The organism is Segeticoccus sp. (genome assembly GCF_035708005.1).
Window position 1 is genome coordinate 23804 of sequence record NZ_DASSTI010000142.1, and the last position, 18627, is coordinate 42430.

The window sequence follows — 18627 nt, forward strand, 5'->3', positions numbered from 1 at the left end:
ACCGAGCAAGACCGAGCAGGAGCAGTCGGCACGCCGAGCCCGTCCCGGCCGCGCCCGGCCGCGTCAGCGCGCCGGGTGCAGTCGCTGGATGAGCGAGGTGGCGATCGCGTCCGGCGTCAGGCCGATCCGGTCGAGCACCTGGTCACGGGAGGCGTGCGCGAGGAACTCCCTCGGGATGCCGTAGGAGTGGCACGGCACCGTGGACCCACGCTCGGCCAACGCCGAGCGGACGGCTGCGCCGACCCCGCCGGCGACGACGTTGTCCTCGATCACGCAGACTGCCGAGGCGTCCTCGGCGGCCGTCAGGAGGTCTGCGCTCACCGGCAGCACCCAGCGCGGGTCGACCACGCGCACCGAGAGCCCCTGCGACTCCAGCTTCTCCGCCACCCCGACGCCGGTGCCGGCCATCGCTCCGACGGCAACGACGAGCAGGTCGACCGGGCCCTCGCGGGTCTCGCCGCCGGGGGTCGGCGCGGGGTCGTGCAGCACGTCGAGCGTCCCGAGCTGCCGCACGGCGTCGAGCTGGTCGGAGGCCGAGCCCTTGGGGATGCGCAGCACCGTGGGCCCGTCGTCCACGTCGACGGCCTCGCGCAGCTGGGCGCGCACCTGCCGCCCGTCGCGCGGCGCGGCGAGCCGCAGGCCCGGCACGACCCCGAGGATGCTCATGTCCCACATGCCGTTGTGCGAGGGGCCGTCGCTGCCGGTCACCCCGGCCCGGTCCAGCACGAACGTCACGCCCGCACGGTGCAGCGCACAGTCCATCAGCACCTGGTCGAAGGCACGGTTGAGGAAGGTGGCATAGACCGCGACGACCGGGTGCATGCCGCCGAACGCGAGTCCCGAGGCCATCGTGACGGCGTGCTGCTCGGCGATGCCGACGTCGAAAACCCGCTCGGGGTAGCGTTGCTGGAACGGCTTGAGCCCCACCGGGATCATCATCGCCGCGGTGATCGCGACGATGTCCTTCCGCCGCTCGGCGAGCTCGACGAGCTCGTCGCTGAACTCATCGGTCCAGCTGCGACCGGCGATCTCCAGCGGCAGACCCGTCTCGGGGTTGATCTTGCCGACGCCGTGGAAGTGGTCGTCCTGGTCGCGCAGGGCCGGCTCGTAGCCGCGGCCCTTCTGCGTGATGACGTGCACGAGCACCGGACCGCCGAACGCCTTCGCCCGGCGCAGGGCGGCCTCGACGGCGGGCTCGTCGTGGCCGTCGACTGGGCCGAGGTACTTCAGCCCGAGGTCCTCGAACATCCCCTGCGGGGCGACGATGTCCTTCAGCCCCTTCTTGACGCCGTGAAGCGTGTCGTAGACGTGCCGCCCGACCAGGGGCGTGCGCCGGAGCCGCTTCTTGCCCCACTCGAGGAACTTCTCGTAGCCGTTGGTGGTCCGCAGCGTGGACAGGTGCTCAGCGAGTCCGCCGATGGTCGGTGAGTAGGACCGCTCGTTGTCGTTGACGACGATCACCAGCGGCAGCGTCTTGTCGGCGGCGATGTTGTTGATCGCCTCCCAGGCCATGCCACCGGTGAGTGCCCCGTCACCGATGACCGCGACGGTATGCCGGTCACACGCGCCCGTCAGCCGCCGCGCCCTGGCGATGCCCTCGGCCCAGGACAGCGAGGTGGAGGCATGGGAGTTCTCGACGACGTCGTGGGCGGACTCGGTCCTGCTGGGGTAGCCGGACAGGCCGCCCTGCTTCTTCAGCTTGGAGAAGTCGTGGCGCCCGGTGAGCAGCTTGTGCACGTAGCCCTGGTGACCGGTGTCGAAGACGAGGGTGTCGCGGGGTGAGTCGAACACGCGGTGCAGCGCGATGGTCAGCTCGACCACGCCGAGGTTGGGCCCCAGGTGCCCGCCGGTCTTGGACACCGAGTCCACGAGGAAGGTGCGGATCTCCTCGGCGAGGGGCGTCAGCTGTGACGTCGACAGCGCCCTGAGGTCCTCCGGGTTGTTGATGGTTTCCAGCACACCCACGATCCTGTCGGTCCTTCCCCTGGCGGGCTGTCGCGCGGCTCCTGCGACACCGCTCGGCGTCCGGTCGAGTCTAAAGGCTGCGGCACAACTTGCCACCTCGACAGGCCCGCCCGCAGGTGCCCGGCCGCGGGTCAGACCGGCGCGTCGAACAGCCGGGCGACCTCCTCGTAGGCACCGAGCAGTGCCGGCACCCGGCTGCGCAACCGGCGGTACGCCTCGACGTCAGCGACCGACGGCTCGGTCGGAGCCGGGGCCTGCCCCTCCACCGGCTGCAGCAGGCGCAGGCCCCCGGGCAGGTCGCCCGCCCGGCCGAGGCCGACGAGTCCGAGCACGGCCGCCCCGCGAGCGGTGTCCCACGCCCCTCCGGCGACGTGCAGCGGCCGGCCCACCGCAGCGGCGAGGACCTGGCGCCACAGGGCAGCGCGGAACACCCCGCCGGTCACCCGCACGTCCCGGACCGGGTGCAGCCCCGCCAGCTCGTCGACGATCGCGGCCAGCTGGAGGGCCACGCCCTCGACCGCCGCCCGCACGAAGTGCGCCGCACCGTGGTGGTGCCGCACGCCGAGGAAGGCACCGGGGAGCTGGGGGTCCCACAGCGGAGCCCGTTCGGCGAGCAGGTAGGGCAGCATGACGAGGCCCTCGCTCCCCGCGGGGACCTCGGCGGCGCCGGCCAACAGGTCCTCGTCGCTGAGCACCGTGCCCTCACCGCGGCCAAAGACCTGTCCCGCCCAGCGCAGCACGACCCCGCCGTTGCTGACCGCGCCGCCGGTGACCCACGCGTCCGTCGTCAGGGCGTAGCAGAACAACCGGCCCGCGGTGTCGAGCTGCGGCCGGGGCACGACCATGCGCGCCGCGCCGCTGGTGCCCACGGAGATCCCGATGGTGCCGGGGTCGATCGCGCCCGTGCCGAGGTTGCCCAGCGGCCCGTCGGCGGCGCCCGTCACCACCGGCAGCCCTGCCGGCAGGCCCACGGCGGCAGCCACCCCGCGACGCAGCGACAGCGCTGCGGTGGTGTCCAGCACCGTCGGCAGCTGGCCGAGCTCGACGCCGGCGAGGTCGGCCGCGAACGGGCTCCAGTCGCCGGCGTCCAGGTCGAGCAGACCCGTGCCGGAGGCGGAGGACAGCTCGGTCGCGAGCACGCCGGTCAGCGACCACAGGACGTAGTCCTTCAGCCCCACCCAGTGGTGCACGGCAGCACACAGCCGGGGTTCGTGCCGGGCGAACCACATCAGCTTGGTCAGGGGCGACATGGGGTGCACCGGGGTGCCGGTGTGCCGGCGCAGCACCTCCGCCTCGCCGCTGTCCCGCAGCGTCGCGGCCTCCTGCTCCGACCTGCTGTCGGCCCACGTGACCAAGGGGGTCAACGGCCGCTTCGCCGCGTCCAGGCCGATCAGCCCGTGCATGGCGGTGCTCAGCGACACCCCCAGCACGCGGCGCCCCGCCACCGCGGACACGCACTCTGCGAGCGCTCCCTCCAGGGCCGACACGACCGTGTCGGGGTCCTGCACCTGCCAGCCGGGGGCCGGCTGCAGCAGCGGGTACTCGCGGGCCGCGGAACGCTGTTCCCCGGTCCCCACGCCGAAGGCCACGACCTTGACGGCCGTGGTCCCCACGTCGATCCCGAGGACCACGTCGTCGGTCGGGCCGCCCGCGGGGGCGGCGCCGGCGCGGGTCACCGTGCGAGCTCGGTGAGGTGTCCGAGCACCGCCGCGACGAGGCGCTCGTCGCTGGCCAGCGCCGGGTCCAGCCACCCCAGCACGGCGCGAACCGCCTGCTCCGGCGCTCCCTGTGCCAGCGGCTGCACTTCATCCGCCCGGGCATCCTGCACCGGCGCCCCGGCCCCCCGCAGGTGCCGGATCCAGGCGGCCACGATGCGGGTCGCGCCGTCCGGGACCCGCCCCTGTCCGAGCTCGGCCCGGAGCACCGGCAGGACCCGCGCCGGGATCTTCTGGCTGCCGTCGGTGGCGATCTGGGCGAGCGCGTGCCGGATCGCCGGGTTGCCGAACCGCTCCAGCAACGCTGCGCGGTATGCCGTGACCTCCGCGGTGCCCAACGTCAGGTGGCGCGCGGCCTCGTCCCACCACTGCTCCACCCAGCCGCGGCAGGTGGGGTCGGCGACGGCCTCGGCGACCGTCGCGTTCCCACGCGCGCTCCCGGCATACGCCAGGAGCGAGTGCGAGCCGTTGAGCAGCCAGAGCTTGCGCTGCTCGAAGGGGACGACGTCGGGCACGATGCGGGCGCCGGCGGCGTCCCACCCGGGGTGTCCGGTGCGGAAGTCACCGCTGAGCACCCACTCGTGGAACGGCTCGGTGACGACGGGTACGGCGTCGTCGACACCCGTTCCGGCGCGGACCAGCTCGCGGTCGGCGTCGGTGGTGGCGGGGGTGATGCGGTCGACCATGGTGGTCACCCAGCCGACGTGTTGGTCCGCCCAGGGCGCCAGCTCGGGGTCGACCCGCTCGATGGCGTCACGGACCACCCGGCGCAACGTGGCCGCATTGTCGGGGAGGTTGTCGCAGGGCACCAAGGTGATCGGCCCGGCACCGGCGGCGCGGCGGGCGAGCAGCCCGGCGACCAGGCGCAACGGCGCGGTGTGGACCAGCGCGCGGGGATCGGCGCGCAGCGCATCGAGGTCCTCCTGGACGGCGGACGAGTCCGTGTCCAGTCCGCCGTCGGCCGCCCGCAGGTAGCCCGCCTCGGTGACGGTGATCGTGACGAGACCGACCGAGGGCGCGGCGAACAGGCGCAGCCACGCGTCGTGGTCTGCGGCGGCGTGCGCCTCGCTGATGCTGCTGACCACCTCGAACCGGTCGCCGTCCGGCCGGCGGGTGACCAGGGTGTAGAGGCAGTCCTGCGCGGAGAGCTCGTCGGCGAGCTGGGGCCGTCGTCCCGTGAAGGCCGCGATGCCCCACTGCCGCGCACCGGGGGAACGGTCGGTGTACCACGCCTGGTGCGCGCGGAAGAAGTTGCCGACCCCGAGGTGCAGCATCCGCACCGGTGCCACCGGCCGGCCGTCGCCGGCCGACCGTGACAGCCGGCGCAGCGCCGTGGTCGTGTCGTGGCCGCGGGACGACGCGCCGGCGCTCACAGCTTGAAGACCTTCCGGGGGATGTCGGTGACGAGTGCCGCGGCGGTCTCGAACGCCTCATCCTCCTCGAGTCGGTGCTCGGCGACGAGACCGGCCAGGTAGCCGCAGTCCAGGCGCCGGGACATGTCGTGCCGGGCCGGGATGGAGCAGAACGCGCGGGTGTCATCGATGAAGCCGGAGGTCCGCGTGAACCCGGCGGTCTCGGTGACCGCGGAGCGGTAGCGGCGGATGGCGTCCGGGGCGTCGAGGAACCACCACGGCGCGCCCGCGTAGACCGAGGGGTAGAACCCGGCCAGCGGCGCGACCTCACGGGAGAACACGGTCTCGTCCAGCGTGAACAGCACCAGGTGCAGGTCCGGGTGCGTGCCGTAGCGCTCCAGCAGCGGCTGTAGCGCGGCGGTGAACTCCACCCGCACCGGGATGTCGTGCCCGGTGTCGGCGCCGAAGCGCTCGAACGTGGGCCGGTGGTGGTTGCGGGCCACGCCGGGGTGCAGGGTCATCACCAGGCCGTCCTCGGTGGACAGCCGCGCCATCTCCAGCAGCATGTGCCGGCGCAGCGCCGCCGCCTCCTCGCCCCCCACCTCGCCGCGCAGGGCCGCGGCGTAGATCCGCTCCGCGTCGACCGGCTCCAGCGGTGCGGTGCCGGCATCGGCGTGGGAGTGGTCGGCCGACACGGCGCCGTGCTCGATGAAGTGGCGCCGGCGGACCGCCATGGCCTGCACCCAGCCGGCGTAGCTGCCGGTGTCGGTGTCCGCGGCGACGGCCAGGCGCCGGGTGTCGGCCACCCACGTGGGGCGAGCCGGCTCCAGGTAACGATCCGGCCGGAACGTCGGGACCACCCGCGAGGTCATGGTCGCGTCCTCGGCCAGCTTGCGGTGCGCCGCGAGGTCGTCGCACGGGTCGTCGGTCGTGGCCAGGAACTCGATGCCGAAGCGGCTCATCAGCGCCCTCGGCCGGAACTGCGGCTGGGCGAGCCGCTCGGCGACCTGGTCGTACAGCGCGTCGGCGTTGTCGGCGCCGGGGCGCACGGTGATCCCGAAGATGTCCGCGAGCTCTGACTCCAGCCAGTAGCGCACCGGCGTGCCGCGGAACACCGACCAGTGGGCGCACAGCTCGTGCCACACCGTGCGTGCCTCGGCCTCGGGCAGCGGTCCCCGTCCCACTCCGAGCCGCTCCAAGGGGACGCCGCTGGCGTGCAGCAGCCGCGTCACGTAGTGGTCGGGCTGGACGAACAGGCTCGCCGGGTCGGCGAACGGCTCGTCGTCGAGGAGCAGCTGCGCCGGCACGTGGCCGTGGGGGGAGATGATCGGCAGCTCGGCGACGGCCTCGTGGAGCCGTCGGGCCACCGCCCGCACGCCCGGGTCGGCGGGCAGCAGGCGGTCGGGGTGCAGCTGGAGCTGAGCGGGAGGCATGCCGCCATCGTCGCCACCACGGCTCCGTAGCGGCAATCGGTTGCCACGAGTTGCCTTGCGCGGCGGTTGCCGCTTGCCGCTGCCCGCGTGGGTGGGGCATCGTGCCGAGCATGACGAGCACTCCCACCGCACCCTCGGAAGCCCCCGGCACCAGCACCGTCGTCGAGGAGCTGGCCCGCGACGCCGCGGTGCTGGGCGGCCCGGAGGAGGTGCTCTCCGAGGAGCAGGTCGACACGTTCGTCCGGGAGCAGCTCGGGCACGCCGACCTGGACGGCCGCAGCGTCTGCGTCGTCGTCCCCGACGGCACCCGCAGCTGCCCGCTTCCCTTGCTGCTCAAGGCGGTCCACGGCGCGCTGGCCGGCCGGGCCAGCCGGTTGACCGTGCTCGTCGCCCTGGGCACCCACGCCGCGATGGACGGCGACCGGCTGCGCCGCCACCTCGGCGGGGACAGCGGGACGCTGGAGACGGCATACCCGGGCATGTCGGTGGTCAACCACGAGTGGTGGGACCCGGACACGTTCGTGACGGTGGGCACCATCTCGGCGGACCGCATCGGCGAGCTGTCCGAGGGGCGGCTGCACCGCAGCGTGGACGTGCGGCTGAACCGCGCGGTGGTCGAGCACGACGTCGCACTGGTGCTCGGGCCCGTCTTCCCGCACGAGGTGGTGGGATTCTCCGGCGGCAACAAGTACTTCTTCCCCGGCGTCTCCGGGCAGGAGGTCATCGACCTGTCGCACTGGCTCGGTGCGCTCATCACCAGCGCCAAGATCATCGGCAGCCGGGGGATCACGCCGGTGCGCGCGCTGATCGACGACGCGGCCGCCCTGATCCCCACCGAGAAGCTCGCGCTGTGCGTCGTCGTGCGCTCCGGCTCGGACGACCTGCACGCGATCTCCTTCGGTGACACCCGCTCCGCCTGGGCTGCCGCCGCCCAGGTGTCTGCCGAGACGCACGTGCGCTACCTCGACGCCCCGGTGAAGCGGGTGCTGTCGGTGATGCCACCGAAGTACGACGACATCTGGACCGCGGCCAAGGGCTTCTACAAGCTGGAGCCGGTCGTGGCCGACGGCGGGGAGGTCATCCTCTACGCCCCGCACATCACCGAGATCTCGGCGATGCACCCGGAGATCAATGAGATCGGCTACCACTGCCGCGACTACTTCCTCGCCCAGTGGGACCGCTTCAAGGACGTGCACTGGGGTGTCCTCGCCCACTCCACGCACCTGCGCGGCGCCGGGACGTATGACGAGCAGCACGGCGAGCACCTGCGCGTCACCGTCACGCTTGCGACCGGCATCCCCGAGGACGTGGTGCGGCGGGCGAACCTGAACTACCTCGACCCGACGAGCGTCGACGTGGCCGCCTACGAGCAGGACCCGGACACGTTCGTCGTGCCTCAGGCCGGGGAGGTCCTCTTCCGCCTGCGCTGAGCGGTCGACTCCCGGATCACCAGCCGCGTGGGCAGCACCGCAGGGCGACCCGCCCGAGAGGTGGCGCCGCCGATCAGGGCGATGAGGTTGCGCGCCGCGGTCGAGCCGAGCGCGTGCAGCGGCGCCGCCACGGTGGTCAGGCCCGGGGAGACCAGGTCGGCCGCGAAGATGTTGTCGAAGCCGACCACGCTCACGTCCCGCGGCACCGCGATGCCCCGGGCGGTGATTCCCCGGATCAGCCCGATCGCGACCTGGTCGTTGTAGGCGATCACTCCCGTGGTCGGGCGCTCCGTCCAGGCCTGCACCGCGTCCGTGCCGCCGCGGACCGTGGGCGCCACGGGCCCGATCCGCCGGACCCGCAGCTCGAGCTCGACACCGGCCTCGCGCAGGGCGCGCCACCGCATCCCGTCGGCCCAGGAGGCCTCGGGGCCCGCGACGTAGGTGAGGTGGTCGTGCCCGAGCTCGCCGAGGTGCTCGGCCGCCCGGCGCATCCCCCGGGCGTTGTCGGTGACGACGCTCGGCACGTCCCGCACCGCCCGGTTGAGCACGATCATCGGCTTCTGCTTGGCGGTCATCCGGATCGCCGAGTCCGACATGCGGGTGCTCGCGAGGACGATGCCCTCCACGGTGGGCAGGCTCCGCTCCAGTGCCTGCCGCTCCATCCGGTCCGACTCCTGGGTGTCGGCGAGCAGCATGGTGTAGCCGGCCTCGGCGACGGCCGACTCGGCGCCCCGGATGATCGGGAAGTAGAACGGGTTGGTGATGTCGGAGATCATCAGCGCGATCATTGCGGTGCGGTGCGACGACAGCCCCCGCGCGAGCGGGTTGACGCGGTAGCCGAGCTCCTCGGCCGCCTGCCGGATCCGCTCCGCCGTCTCGGCGTTGACCCGCCCCGGCCGGGAGAAGGCGCGGGACACCGTGGAGGGCGCGACGCCCGCGGCCCGGGCCACGTCGTAGATGGTCGGTGGGCGCCGCTGTCCCGCGTCTCCTGCGACCTCGCCACCCTCCATGCCCGGGACGCTAGGCCCCGGTGGCAACTCATGGCAACCGATTGCCGGGACTGTTGCTCCGGTGCGGCAATGGTGAGGAACCGCTCGACCTCACGCCCCGACTCCGGGGCGCCGACCCCCACCAAAGGAAGGCACCATGCTCCGTCCCCAGGAAACCGCCACCCGCGAACGCAAGTCCCTGAACGGGCTCTGGTCCTTCCGGCTCGACCGGGACGGCGTCGGGCGCGCCGAGGGCTGGTGGAAGGGCCCCCTGGCCGAGGCCCGCGAGATGCCGGTGCCGGCCAGCTTCAACGACATCGTCCCCGACCCCGAGGTGCGCGAGTTCTTCGGCGACGTCTGGTACCAGACGACGGTCCGCATCCCGCGCGGCTGGACCGAGCGGGTGGTGCTGCACTTCGAGTCGGCCACGCACCGCGCCACCGTCTGGGTCGACGACACGGAGGTGGTCAGCCACGAGGGCGGCTACACGCCGTTCGAGGCCGACGTCACTGACGCGGTCGCTGCGGGGCAGGTCGCCCGCATCACCGTGTGCGTCAACAACACCCTGTCCTTCCAGAGCATCCCGCCGGGCGTGATCGAGGACACCCCGGACGGCCCGCGCCAGCGCTACTGGCACGACTTCTTCAACTACGCCGGCCTGCACCGCACCGTCTGGCTCGCCAGCACCCCGACGACCTACGTCGACGACCTGACCGTCGTGACCGGCCTCGAGGGAAGCACGGGAACCGTCGATTACACCGTCGCGACCGCCGGCTCCGGCAACGCCGACGTCGCGGTCGTCCTGCGCGACGCAGCCGGCAAGCAGGTCGCCCGCGGCACCGGCGCGAGCGGCCGGCTCACCGTCGAGGACGTGCACCCCTGGGCGCCCGGCGACGGCTACCTCCATGACCTCGAGGTCACCCTCGTGCAGGGCGAGGAGGTGACCGACTCCTACCACCAGCAGGTCGGCATCCGGACCGTCGAGGTGCGGGGCAGCGAGTTCCTCATCAACGGAAAGCCCTTTTACTTCAAGGGCTTCGGCAAGCACGAGGACATCCCGGTGATCGGCAAGGGACACAGCGACGCCTGGTCCGTGCACGACTTCGAGCTGCTGGAGTGGATCGGTGCGAACTCCTTCCGGACCTCGCACTACCCCTACTCCGAGGAGGTGCTCGACTACGCCGACCGGCACGGCGTCGTGGTGATCGACGAGACGGCGGCGGTCGGGCTCAACATGGGCCTCGGCGGCGGGATCTTCGGCTCGCAGGGCTACCAGACCTACTCCCCCGACACCGTCAACGACGAGACCCAGCGGGTGCACGCCCAGGCGATCCGCGAGCTCATCGCCCGTGACAAGAACCACCCGAGCGTGGTGATCTGGTCGATCGCCAACGAGCCCGAGTCGGACACCGAGGGCGCCGAGAAGTACTTCGAGCCGCTCTTCCAGGTCGCCCGCGAGGCCGACCCGACCCGACCCGTCGGCTTCGTCAACGTCATGCTCGCTCCCCACGGCAAGTGCCGCGTCTCGCAGTTCGGCGACGTGCTCATGCTCAACCGCTACTACGGCTGGTACGTCAACACCGGCGACCTGCCGGCTGCCGAGCGCGCTTGGGAGGAGGAGCTGCGGGCCTGGGCCGGCGAGGGCAAGCCGATCATCATCACCGAGTACGGCGCCGACACCTACCCCGGGCTCCACGATGTCAACGCCCAGCCGTGGAGTGAGGAGTACCAGGTCGACTACCTCAACATGAACCACCGCCTGTTCGACCGGATCGACGCGGTCGTCGGCGAGCAGGTCTGGAACTTCGCCGACTTCGTCACCACCTCGGGAATCATGCGTGTCGGCGGCAACAAGAAGGGCGCCTTCACCCGGGACCGCCAGCCGAAGGCGGCCGCCCACCTCCTCCGCCGTCGCTGGCACGCCCAGCCCGACGGCACCGAGCACTGACCGGCACGCGCGGTCCCCCCTTAAGGAAACCCCATGAAACTCAAGCCCATCCAAGTCATCGGCTACGGGTCCGGTGACGCCGCCAACAACCTGGCCTTCTCCATCACGGCCATCTTCCTGCTCGTCTACTACACCGATGTCGCCGGGATCAGCGCCGCAGCCGCCGCCACGATGTTCCTGCTCGTGCGGATCTGGGACGCGTTCACCGACATCCTCGCCGGGCGCATCGTGGACAAGACCCACACGCGCTGGGGCAAGTTCCGGCCGTTCCTGCTGTTCGGGTCCGTGCCGCTGATGGTGTTGACCTTCCTGACCTTCCACGTCCCGGACTGGTCGCACGGCGGCAAGGTCGCCTACGCCTACGTCACCTACGGCCTCCTCGGCCTGGCCTACAGCTTCGTGAACATCCCCTACGGCTCGCTCGCCACCGCCATGACGCAGCAGCCGCGGGAGCGCGCCAAGCTGGCGAGTGCCCGAGGCATCGGCGCCGGCGCGATCATCCTGGTGCTGGTGCTGGCGATCTCGCCGCAGCTCAGCGGCAACGCGCAGAACCTCCAACGGACCTTCTCGATCATCACCGGCGCCTTCGTCATCCTCGGCATCGCGCTCTACCTGTTCGCCTTCTTCACCAGCCGGGAGAACGTGGAGCGGGACGTCGCGCAGGTGAGCTTCAAGGAGACCCTCGCCTCGCTGCGGCACAACGCGCCGCTGCTGCGGCTGTGCCTGAGCACGGTGAGCTACCTGGTCGGCATGTTCGCCTTCAACACGATCGGCATCTACTACGCCCGCGACGTGCTGGGCAACGCCAGCCTGTTCATCCCGCTGACGGTGCTGGGAACCGGCGTGATGTTCGTCGTCGCGCCGATCGCGCCGAAGATCGTCGCCACGCTCGGCAAGCGCACCGGCTACCAGGTCGCGGCGGGCTTCTCGGTCATCGGCGGAATCGGCGTCTTCCTCGCGCCCGCCTCGCACCCGGCGGTGGCCCTGGTGTCCTGGACGATCGCCGGGATCGGCCTGGCCCTGGTGAACACGCTCATGTGGGCGCTGGAGGCGGACACGGTGGAGTACGGCGAGTGGAAGAGCGGCGTGCGCACCGAGGGCGCGACCTACGCGATCTTCTCCTTCACCCGCAAGTGCGGACAGGCGCTCGGTGGCTCCGCCGCCGGCTACGCCCTGGCCCTCGGCGGCTACCACGCGGACGCCGCCGTGCAGTCCGGCAGCACCCTCACGGCGATCCGCGTCGCTGCCGGCCTCCTGCCGGCCGGATTCGCCCTGCTGGCCGCCCTCATCATGTTCACCTACCCGCTGACCGAGTCCCGGTTCGCCACCATGGTCGAGGAGGTCCGCCTCCGCCGCGGGCAGCAGCCGGTGCCCGTGCCGTCGGCCGCGGTGGACCCGCAAGCCCTCGCCACCCAGAATGGGGACGGCCCCACCCCAGCGAAGGCGTGATCGACGTGACCCTGACCGAACCGTCTCGGACGAGCCGAGCCGCCGAGCGGGTGGCGACCTGCCTGCCGGAGCTCGGACCGTCCGGTCGGTTGGGGGTCGCGTTCTCCGGCGGGGTCGACTCGTCGGTCCTGCTGGCCCTCACGGTCCGGGCCCTGGGCGCCGACCGGGTGGTCGCCGTGCTGGGGGTCTCCCCCAGCCTGGCCGCCGACGAACGCGCCGCCGCCCACGAGGTGGCCCGCCTCATCGGTGCCCCGCTGGTGGAGGTCGCCACCCACGAGGGCGAGCGGGCGGCATACACCCGCAACGGCCCGGACCGCTGCTACCACTGCAAGGACGAGCTGTTCACCCGCATCTCCGACGAGGTCGCCCAAGCCCACCACCTGACCGCGGTCGCCTACGGCGAGAACGCCGACGACACCCGCCGCCCCGACCGGCCCGGCGCCCGCGCCGCCACCGAACACCAGGTATGCCGCCCGCTCGCCGACGCCGGCCTGGACAAGGCCGCCGTACGCCAGGTCGCGCGCGAACTGGGCCTGCCGTGCGCGGACAAACCCGCCGCCCCCTGCCTGGCCTCCCGCATCCCCCACTACACCGAGGTCAACCCCGAACGCCTCGCGCAGGTCGAGGCCGCCGAACACGCCCTGCGCCAACTCGGTTTCACCGACTGCCGGGTGCGCCACCACGGCGAGATCGCCCGCCTCGAGCTACCCACCGAGGAGCTCACCCGCGCCGCCAGCGAGCCCCTGCGCCAGCAGGTCCACCAGGCCGTGCAACAGGCCGGGTTCCGCTTCGTCGCCCTCGACCTCGCCGGGCTGCAGTCCGGCGCCTTCACCCTCCCCCTGGTGGCGGTCACCCACCGGACCAGCCCCGCATGAGCACCCCCGACCCCGGCTGGCAGCCGCCCCCACAACTGCGCCGGCTCGCCGAACTCGACACCGACCGCGCCGCCCGCCGCGGCTACCCCGAAGCCGTCTACTGCGCCGGCAAGACCCCCGACCAGGTCGCCCGCATCGCCCAGGCGCTCGGCCAACGCGCCGAGAACCCACAGGCCACCACCTTGTTCACCCGCGCCGACCCGGACCACGCCAAGGCCGTCCTGACCGCCCTGCCCGACGCCCACTACGACGACACCGCACGACTCCTGGCCTGGCCCGCCGAGCCGCCCGCACCCACCGGCGGACTGATCGTGGTCGCCGCCGCCGGCACCTCCGACCTACCCGTGGCCACCGAGGCCCAGCTCACCGCAACCTACCTCGGCCGCAGCACCGACCTCGTGGTCGACGTGGGAGTCGCCGGACTCCACCGCGTCCTGGGCCACCTCGACCTGCTCCGCAGCGCCCGCGCCATCGTCGTGGCCGCTGGCATGGACGGCGCCCTACCCGGCGTCATCGCCGGCCTCGTCAGCGCCCCCGTCATCGCCGTGCCCACCTCCGTCGGCTACGGCGCCGCCTTCGAAGGCCTCGCCCCACTGCTCACCATGCTCAACGCCTGCGCACCGGGCGTGGCGGTCGTCAACATCGACAACGGCTACGGCGCCGGCCACATGGCCGCCCAGATCGCCGCCAACTGAGCAACAAGCCCACCACAAGCCCGCACGGATCAGGACCACCCGCCCGCCACGGGCCTGCAGCAGCGAGGCTCGCCGGGGTGCGGACGTAGCCCCCGGGGAGGTCCCTCTCGGCGCGGCCGAACGAGTCGACGAGGACAACAGCGCGTCCCTGGTGAGGCCCACCGCGCTGACCGGCCGAGCGAGGAAATCCCACCAGGTCAGGCTGCGGTCTTGGCCACGGTGTGGCCGACCGGCCGCGAGAGAACGAGCGCCACGGCGGCGATCGTCAAGACGACTGTCACTGCGACGGCGACCTTGAGCGCGGGTGGAATCGCGACGAAGAGCCCGGGCACCGCGCCCAGCGCCATCAGGATCAGCAGGCAGGCCAGGATGAGCAGCACCACACGGTTTCCCGACCGCCACGCCAAGATCGACGCGACGACCCCAGCGATGCCGAGCACCGCCCCGACGACCAGAACGAGTAGCGGCGGGCCCACCTCACCCTCCGGCGTGGGAGCGGCGAGGCTGACGATGTTGCCCGCGGACAGGACCAGGGCGAGAACCAGTCCAATGCGCTGTCGTCCGGTGGTGTTCATGACGTCTCCTCCGCCAGGGTGAGGATGCCCCGCACGTGGGGGCGTTCGGAGACTTCAGTGTGGTCTGCTCCGTGCCGGTAGCGACTCCGTGGCAGCACGGAACAGCAGTTCCTACTGGCGCGTGCTCACCGGCGTGGGCCGGCGTCAGCGCTGTTCAGGTGGGCCCGGCAGATTGCGCATCTCGGTGGGCCCGCCCGTGGCGCGGTCGACCGTTCCCGGCGGCTGGAACGGCGGTGGCATGGGGTGGTGCCCGTGCAGCCGGTGGTCCCAGCGTTGCCAGCGTTCGTCGACCTTGATGCGACGCCGGGTGAACTTCTCCCGCTCACGCTGGGCGGCCAGCCGGGGATCGTACTTCGTGCCCAGCAACGGGTTGTCCGGTGAGTCAGGAGGTCCGAACACCCGCAACAGCGCCGCGTAGACCGGGTTGATCCGGTCCTCCCGCGAACTGCGGTCCTCGGCCGCCAGCGCCCGGGCGATCCCGGTCGCCCGCTTTGCGCGATGGATGATGATCATGGTGGTCACAGCTCCTCCACCAGGCACCGCGTGCGGCCAGACGCCGGGAAACCGGATCCCGCCGCATGTGGTGCTCCGTCGGCTCGGATCAGGCCTACGTCACTCACGGTAGTCCGCTCGCGAAGCGGGCGGTAGGGGCAATTCGGCCTGCGGCGAGGTAGGCGTCCCGAGGGCCAGTCCCGCCGCCTCCGTGGCCGCGCGGGCCAGGTCGAACGCCCGGCGCACCGGGATCCCTTCCGCCGCCGCAACGGCCGCCACGTCGTCGAACTCGGGAGTGGCGGTCACCACCCGGCCAGCGTGCTCCGACACCTTCACGGCGACCTCGTGGCCGGCCACCCGCACGCGGTGGGTGCTGCGGGGCAGCGCGTGCCGGTCGACCGTCGTCTCGCGCACACCGATCGTGGTCGTCAGCACGAAGACCTTCTCGCGCAACGGGGCTGCCGCGTCCACCGAGGCCAGGACGCACAGCGTGTGCGCCGGCCGGCCCTTCTTCATCAGGATGGGGACGAGCCACGCGTCGGCGGCCCCGGCCGCGAGCAGCTCCGTGAGCACACCGGGCCAGACCCGCGGGTCAAGGTCGTCGACGTTCGCCTCCAGCACCACCATCGTCTGTTGTTCGGCCGTGTCCACGGGCACCGGGGCAGGAGCGGGTGCGCGGCGCCCTTCTGCCACGCGCTCGCCCAGGACGACCCGGACGACGTTCGGGCGACCCCGGTCCTCCCGGGTGCCCGCACCGACCCCGGTGCCGGTGACCCGCAGCGCCGGCAGCCCCTCGCACCGCTCGGCCAGCGTCGTCAGCAGCGCCATCCCGGTGGGCGTGGCCAGCTCACCGTCCCGCTCGCCAGCGCGGACCTGCCAGCCGCGCGCGAGCTCCAGCACGGCCGGTACCGGCACCGGCAGCACGCCGTGCGCGGTGCGTACCCGGCCGGACCCGAGCTCCACGGGTCCCCCGCTGACCGTCGCCACGCCCAGGTCGGCGAGCGCGGCGCAGCACCCCACGACGTCCGCGATCGAGTCCCAGGCACCGACCTCGTGGAAGTGCACATCCTCCACCTCCACGCCGTGGGCGTCGGCCTCGACCGCGGCGATCCGGCGGAAGACTCGCAGCGCGGGCTCGGCGACGGCCTCCTGCAGCGCCGCGGACTCCAGCGCGGTGCGCACGTGTCGCCAGGACCGGTGTGGCTGGTCAGGCGAGCCGAGCTCGACGTGCACCTTGGTCGCGCGCAGGCCGGCGCGCAGCACCTCCTCCACGTGGAGCCGGACGGTGTCAGGGGCCACGGCGTCGACCGCCGCCTGCACCGCACGCAGCGACGCCCCGGCGTCGAGGAGGGCGCCGAGCAGCATGTCCCCCGCGATCCCGGCCGAGCCGTCGACCCACGCGTGCGTCCCCACCACGTCCTCCGGCATGGTGACACCGTACGCACCGGGGCCGGGTCAGATGCCGGCGGACGCGGCATAGAACTGCTGGTCCTCGCGCCAGCCGCCCTGACCCATGCCGATGTCGTGGAAGTCGGCGACGAACTCGATGGCCGTCACCCACTTCACCATCTTGAAGCCGAGCTGGGTCTCCACCCGCAGCCGTACCGGAGCGCCGTGCTCGACCGGCAATGGCGCGCCGTTCATGTCCAGCGCGAGGATGCTCTGCGGGTGCGCGAGCAGCTCGATCGGCAGCACCTCGTAGAAGTAGCCGTAGCGTCCCTCTCCCTCGGTCAGCCCCTTGTCGTCCATGGCGTAGAAGACCGCCCAGCGCGCCTCGGGGGTGGGACGCACCCGCTCGATCAGCGTGGCCACCGGCACCCCGCCCCACCGCGCCACCGCCGTCCAGCCCTGGATGCAGTTGTGCTTGGTCACCTGCTCCTGCACGCCGAGCGCGCGCAGGTCCGCCAGCGACAGCGACGTCGGCCGCTCGACCAGTCCGGCCACCGCGAGTCGGTAGCCCGCGAAGCGGTGGCGTGCCATCTCCGCGTAGGACTCGTCCGGCGGAGGGAAGCCGTTGACCCGGAAGTACGGCGAGACGTCCTGCTCACCGAGGTGCTGCCGCGACCGGAACGCCCGGGAGATCGCCCGTTCGAAGGGATTGACGCAGAAGCCGAGCAGGTGCTGGGTGGCGCGCCGGTAGCGCAGCGAGAACCAGGTGATGACGACGTGGAAGGCCAGGAGCAGCGCGATGCCGAGCAGCCCGATCGCCAGTCCGAGGGTGTGGTTGGCCCCGTAGCTGCCGAGCACCATCGCGGCGAATTCGGTGGGCACGCCGTGGATGATGACCATCACCGTGTGGACGAGGACGAAGAGGGCGAACGCGACCAGCCCCAGGAAGTGCAGGCTGCGCGCCCCCTGCTTGCCACCGAACAGCCGTGTGAACCACGGGAATCGCGCGATGACGGCCGGGGACATCGCCGCTCCGGTGAGGATCTGCGTCGGTGCGAGGATGAAGATGACGAAGAAGTAGGCCAGCTTCTGGGCGGCGTTGAACGGCTGCCCGGGCAGCTCGGGGGCGAGCCGGAAGTGCAGGTAGGTGCCCACGTCGCGGATGGCCTCGGGGAAGATCGACCAGCTGGTCGGCAGCAGGTAGTGCCAATAGCCGCTGGCGAAGACGAACCCCAGGTAGACCAGCCCGTTGAGGATCCAGAACTGGACCGACATGAAGTGCCAGTGCCGCCCGAGCCCGAGGTTCTTGTGCCCGGGCAGCGCGACCAGCGACGGCCACGCGTCCTCCTCCTGCAGGGAGGACCACCGCCGGCGGGAGTCGGCGGTGAACACCGTGCCGGTCAGCCGCAGCCACTCGTGGCCGGGTGGGCAGTCGTCGGTGCGGTACAGCTTGGGGAACGCCGAGAGCACCTCCAGCCCACTGCGGGCCAGCAGCAGCATCAGGAAGATGTTGAGGAAGTGGGTGACGATGACCCACAGCGGGAAGCCCATCGTGCTCCTCCCGACGACCTACAGTGACGGTATGCCGTCCTCCGCCGGTCCGCCGGTCGACTCGGCCACCGCGGCCGAGCAGGTGGCGCGCATCCGGAACCGGCTCCTCGAGGGCCGCGGACCGGGCGCCGGTGAACAGGAGGTCGCCCACCACACGTATGCCCGGCCGGTGCCCGGGCAGCCCGCGCAGACTCCACGAGCGGGGCACCACCTCCTCGCGGTCGCCGTGGCCGGAGCCTGCGGGGTGGCTCTCGGAGACCTGTTCGCCCGCCGCCGAGCCGCCCGCCATCCTGCCCGCCACCCTGGCCGTCGCGCGGCCCGCCCCGGCCGGGCCGCTCACAGGCGCGGGGCGTAGCGCTTGCCCTCCAGCGCCTCGTGGATCATCGCCGCGCTGCGGGCGGCGGCCCGCAGCCGCAGCCCCTCGGCCTCGAGGTTCGCCAGCACCTCGGTCATCGCCCGCGGCGGAAGCTGCTCGTACAACTCGGCCCGGCAGTCACGGTAGGCCTGCCGCATCGCCTGCAGCTGGGCGTCGACGTGGCGCGTGGCCACCCAGGCGAGGGCGATCGGGTGACGGCGCCACCCGGCATACCCTCGGTAGTCGGCGGGGCACTGGTCGAGCAGCCACTCCACGGCGGCGCGCTGCCAGCCCGGGCTGTCCGGTGGGGGCACCGTGGCCGGCCAGCCGGGAGGTGCGGTCTGCGGCATACCTCCAGTCTAGCCCCTTATCGAACGTGCGTTCGACAGGCGGGGGCCCTCGAGCTGATGGCAC

General features: G+C 72.3%; 16 protein-coding genes. 6 read left to right on the forward strand and 10 right to left on the reverse strand.

All coding sequences use genetic code 11. The features are described 5' to 3' along the window. Positions 1-63: 63 nt before the first annotated feature. From dxs to uxaC, 4 genes are all read right to left on the reverse strand, one after another. A complete protein-coding gene (gene dxs, locus VFL99_RS13865) occupies positions 64-1965 on the reverse strand; it encodes a 1-deoxy-D-xylulose-5-phosphate synthase (protein WP_325106960.1) in 1902 nt (633 codons plus the stop codon). Between the two features lie 131 nt (positions 1966-2096). Then, positions 2097-3641 carry a gluconokinase gene (locus tag VFL99_RS13870; protein ID WP_325106961.1) on the reverse strand — a complete coding sequence of 515 codons (1545 nt, stop codon included), beginning with the start codon at positions 3639-3641 and terminating at the stop codon, positions 2097-2099. Next, on the reverse strand, positions 3638-5053 hold the full coding sequence (locus VFL99_RS13875; RefSeq protein WP_325106962.1) for a mannitol dehydrogenase family protein: 1416 nt from the start codon (positions 5051-5053) through the stop codon (positions 3638-3640). Before VFL99_RS13875 ends, VFL99_RS13870 begins: the two co-directional genes overlap by 4 nt. Beyond that, the gene (uxaC, locus tag VFL99_RS13880) at positions 5050-6465 is read right to left on the reverse strand and encodes a glucuronate isomerase (protein WP_325106963.1); all 1416 of its coding nucleotides are present in this window, start codon (positions 6463-6465) and stop codon (positions 5050-5052) included. Before uxaC ends, VFL99_RS13875 begins: the two co-directional genes overlap by 4 nt. A gap of 110 nt (positions 6466-6575) precedes the next feature. On the opposite strand from uxaC, the gene VFL99_RS13885 reads away from it, so the two are divergent. Beyond that, a complete protein-coding gene (locus VFL99_RS13885) occupies positions 6576-7895 on the forward strand; it encodes a lactate racemase domain-containing protein (RefSeq protein ID WP_325106964.1) in 1320 nt (439 codons plus the stop codon). Here VFL99_RS13885 and VFL99_RS13890 read toward each other — a convergent pair. Further along, the gene (locus VFL99_RS13890; RefSeq protein ID WP_325106965.1) at positions 7862-8905 is read right to left on the reverse strand and encodes a LacI family DNA-binding transcriptional regulator; all 1044 of its coding nucleotides are present in this window, start codon (positions 8903-8905) and stop codon (positions 7862-7864) included. The two genes, VFL99_RS13885 and VFL99_RS13890, sit on opposite strands and share 34 nt — an antisense overlap. Before the next feature lie 136 nt (positions 8906-9041). On the opposite strand from VFL99_RS13890, the gene uidA reads away from it, so the two are divergent. From uidA to larB, 4 genes are read left to right on the forward strand one after another with little or no spacing between them, the layout of a single operon-like run. Beyond that, positions 9042-10832 carry a beta-glucuronidase gene (gene uidA / locus VFL99_RS13895; protein WP_325106966.1) on the forward strand — a complete coding sequence of 597 codons (1791 nt, stop codon included), beginning with the start codon at positions 9042-9044 and terminating at the stop codon, positions 10830-10832. Between the two features lie 33 nt (positions 10833-10865). Further along, positions 10866-12281, forward strand: a complete 1416-nt coding sequence (gene uidB / locus VFL99_RS13900) for a glucuronide transporter (RefSeq protein ID WP_325106967.1) — start codon at positions 10866-10868, stop codon at positions 12279-12281. A gap of 5 nt (positions 12282-12286) precedes the next feature. Continuing rightward, a complete protein-coding gene (larE, locus tag VFL99_RS13905; protein ID WP_325106968.1) occupies positions 12287-13156 on the forward strand; it encodes an ATP-dependent sacrificial sulfur transferase LarE in 870 nt (289 codons plus the stop codon). Next, entirely contained in the window at positions 13153-13851 is a 699-nt protein-coding gene (gene larB / locus VFL99_RS13910) for a nickel pincer cofactor biosynthesis protein LarB (RefSeq protein WP_325106969.1), read from the forward strand. The genes larE and larB overlap by 4 nt, the downstream gene beginning before the upstream one ends. A 197-nt stretch (positions 13852-14048) precedes the next feature. Here the strand turns inward: larB and VFL99_RS13915 are convergent, their stop codons facing one another. The 4 genes from VFL99_RS13915 to VFL99_RS13930 all read right to left on the reverse strand — a co-directional run bounded on the left by VFL99_RS13915 (position 14049) and on the right by VFL99_RS13930 (position 17858). Then, positions 14049-14426, reverse strand: a complete 378-nt coding sequence (locus VFL99_RS13915) for a hypothetical protein (protein WP_325106970.1) — start codon at positions 14424-14426, stop codon at positions 14049-14051. Between the two features lie 144 nt (positions 14427-14570). After that, the gene (locus tag VFL99_RS13920; RefSeq protein WP_325106971.1) at positions 14571-14948 is read right to left on the reverse strand and encodes a hypothetical protein; all 378 of its coding nucleotides are present in this window, start codon (positions 14946-14948) and stop codon (positions 14571-14573) included. 90 nt (positions 14949-15038) lie between these two features. Next, the gene (gene larC / locus VFL99_RS13925) at positions 15039-16346 is read right to left on the reverse strand and encodes a nickel pincer cofactor biosynthesis protein LarC (RefSeq protein WP_325106972.1); all 1308 of its coding nucleotides are present in this window, start codon (positions 16344-16346) and stop codon (positions 15039-15041) included. Between the two features lie 27 nt (positions 16347-16373). Beyond that, positions 16374-17858 carry a molybdopterin-dependent oxidoreductase gene (locus VFL99_RS13930; RefSeq protein WP_325106973.1) on the reverse strand — a complete coding sequence of 495 codons (1485 nt, stop codon included), beginning with the start codon at positions 17856-17858 and terminating at the stop codon, positions 16374-16376. 31 nt (positions 17859-17889) lie between these two features. Between VFL99_RS13930 and VFL99_RS13935 the strand changes: the two genes are divergently transcribed. Further along, positions 17890-18213: a hypothetical protein gene (locus VFL99_RS13935; RefSeq protein ID WP_325106974.1), complete on the forward strand. Its 324-nt coding sequence runs from the start codon at positions 17890-17892 to the stop codon at positions 18211-18213. Here the strand turns inward: VFL99_RS13935 and VFL99_RS13940 are convergent. After that, positions 18195-18563 (reverse strand): hypothetical protein, encoded by a 369-nt coding sequence (locus VFL99_RS13940; RefSeq protein ID WP_325106975.1) that lies wholly within the window; start codon positions 18561-18563, stop codon positions 18195-18197. The genes VFL99_RS13935 and VFL99_RS13940 overlap by 19 nt on opposite strands. Between the last annotated feature and the right edge of the window lie 64 nt (positions 18564-18627).

Bases quoted from the DNA above. Each gene is read 5' to 3' on its own strand.
- uxaC (WP_325106963.1), bottom strand. From the start codon at position 6,465: ATGCCTCCCGCTCAGCTCCAGCTGCACCCCGACCGCCTGCTGCCCGCC.
- uidB (WP_325106967.1), top strand. From the start codon at position 10,866: ATGAAACTCAAGCCCATCCAAGTCATCGGCTACGGGTCCGGTGACGCC.
- larB (WP_325106969.1), top strand. From the start codon at position 13,153: ATGAGCACCCCCGACCCCGGCTGGCAGCCGCCCCCACAACTGCGCCGG.
- VFL99_RS13890 (WP_325106965.1), bottom strand. From the start codon at position 8,905: ATGGAGGGTGGCGAGGTCGCAGGAGACGCGGGACAGCGGCGCCCACCG.
- larC (WP_325106972.1), bottom strand. From the start codon at position 16,346: ATGCCGGAGGACGTGGTGGGGACGCACGCGTGGGTCGACGGCTCGGCC.
- VFL99_RS13940 (WP_325106975.1), bottom strand. From the start codon at position 18,563: ATGCCGCAGACCGCACCTCCCGGCTGGCCGGCCACGGTGCCCCCACCG.
- uidA (WP_325106966.1), top strand. From the start codon at position 9,042: ATGCTCCGTCCCCAGGAAACCGCCACCCGCGAACGCAAGTCCCTGAAC.
- VFL99_RS13930 (WP_325106973.1), bottom strand. From the start codon at position 17,858: ATGGGCTTCCCGCTGTGGGTCATCGTCACCCACTTCCTCAACATCTTC.
- VFL99_RS13935 (WP_325106974.1), top strand. From the start codon at position 17,890: ATGCCGTCCTCCGCCGGTCCGCCGGTCGACTCGGCCACCGCGGCCGAG.
- VFL99_RS13915 (WP_325106970.1), bottom strand. From the start codon at position 14,426: ATGAACACCACCGGACGACAGCGCATTGGACTGGTTCTCGCCCTGGTC.
- VFL99_RS13885 (WP_325106964.1), top strand. From the start codon at position 6,576: ATGACGAGCACTCCCACCGCACCCTCGGAAGCCCCCGGCACCAGCACC.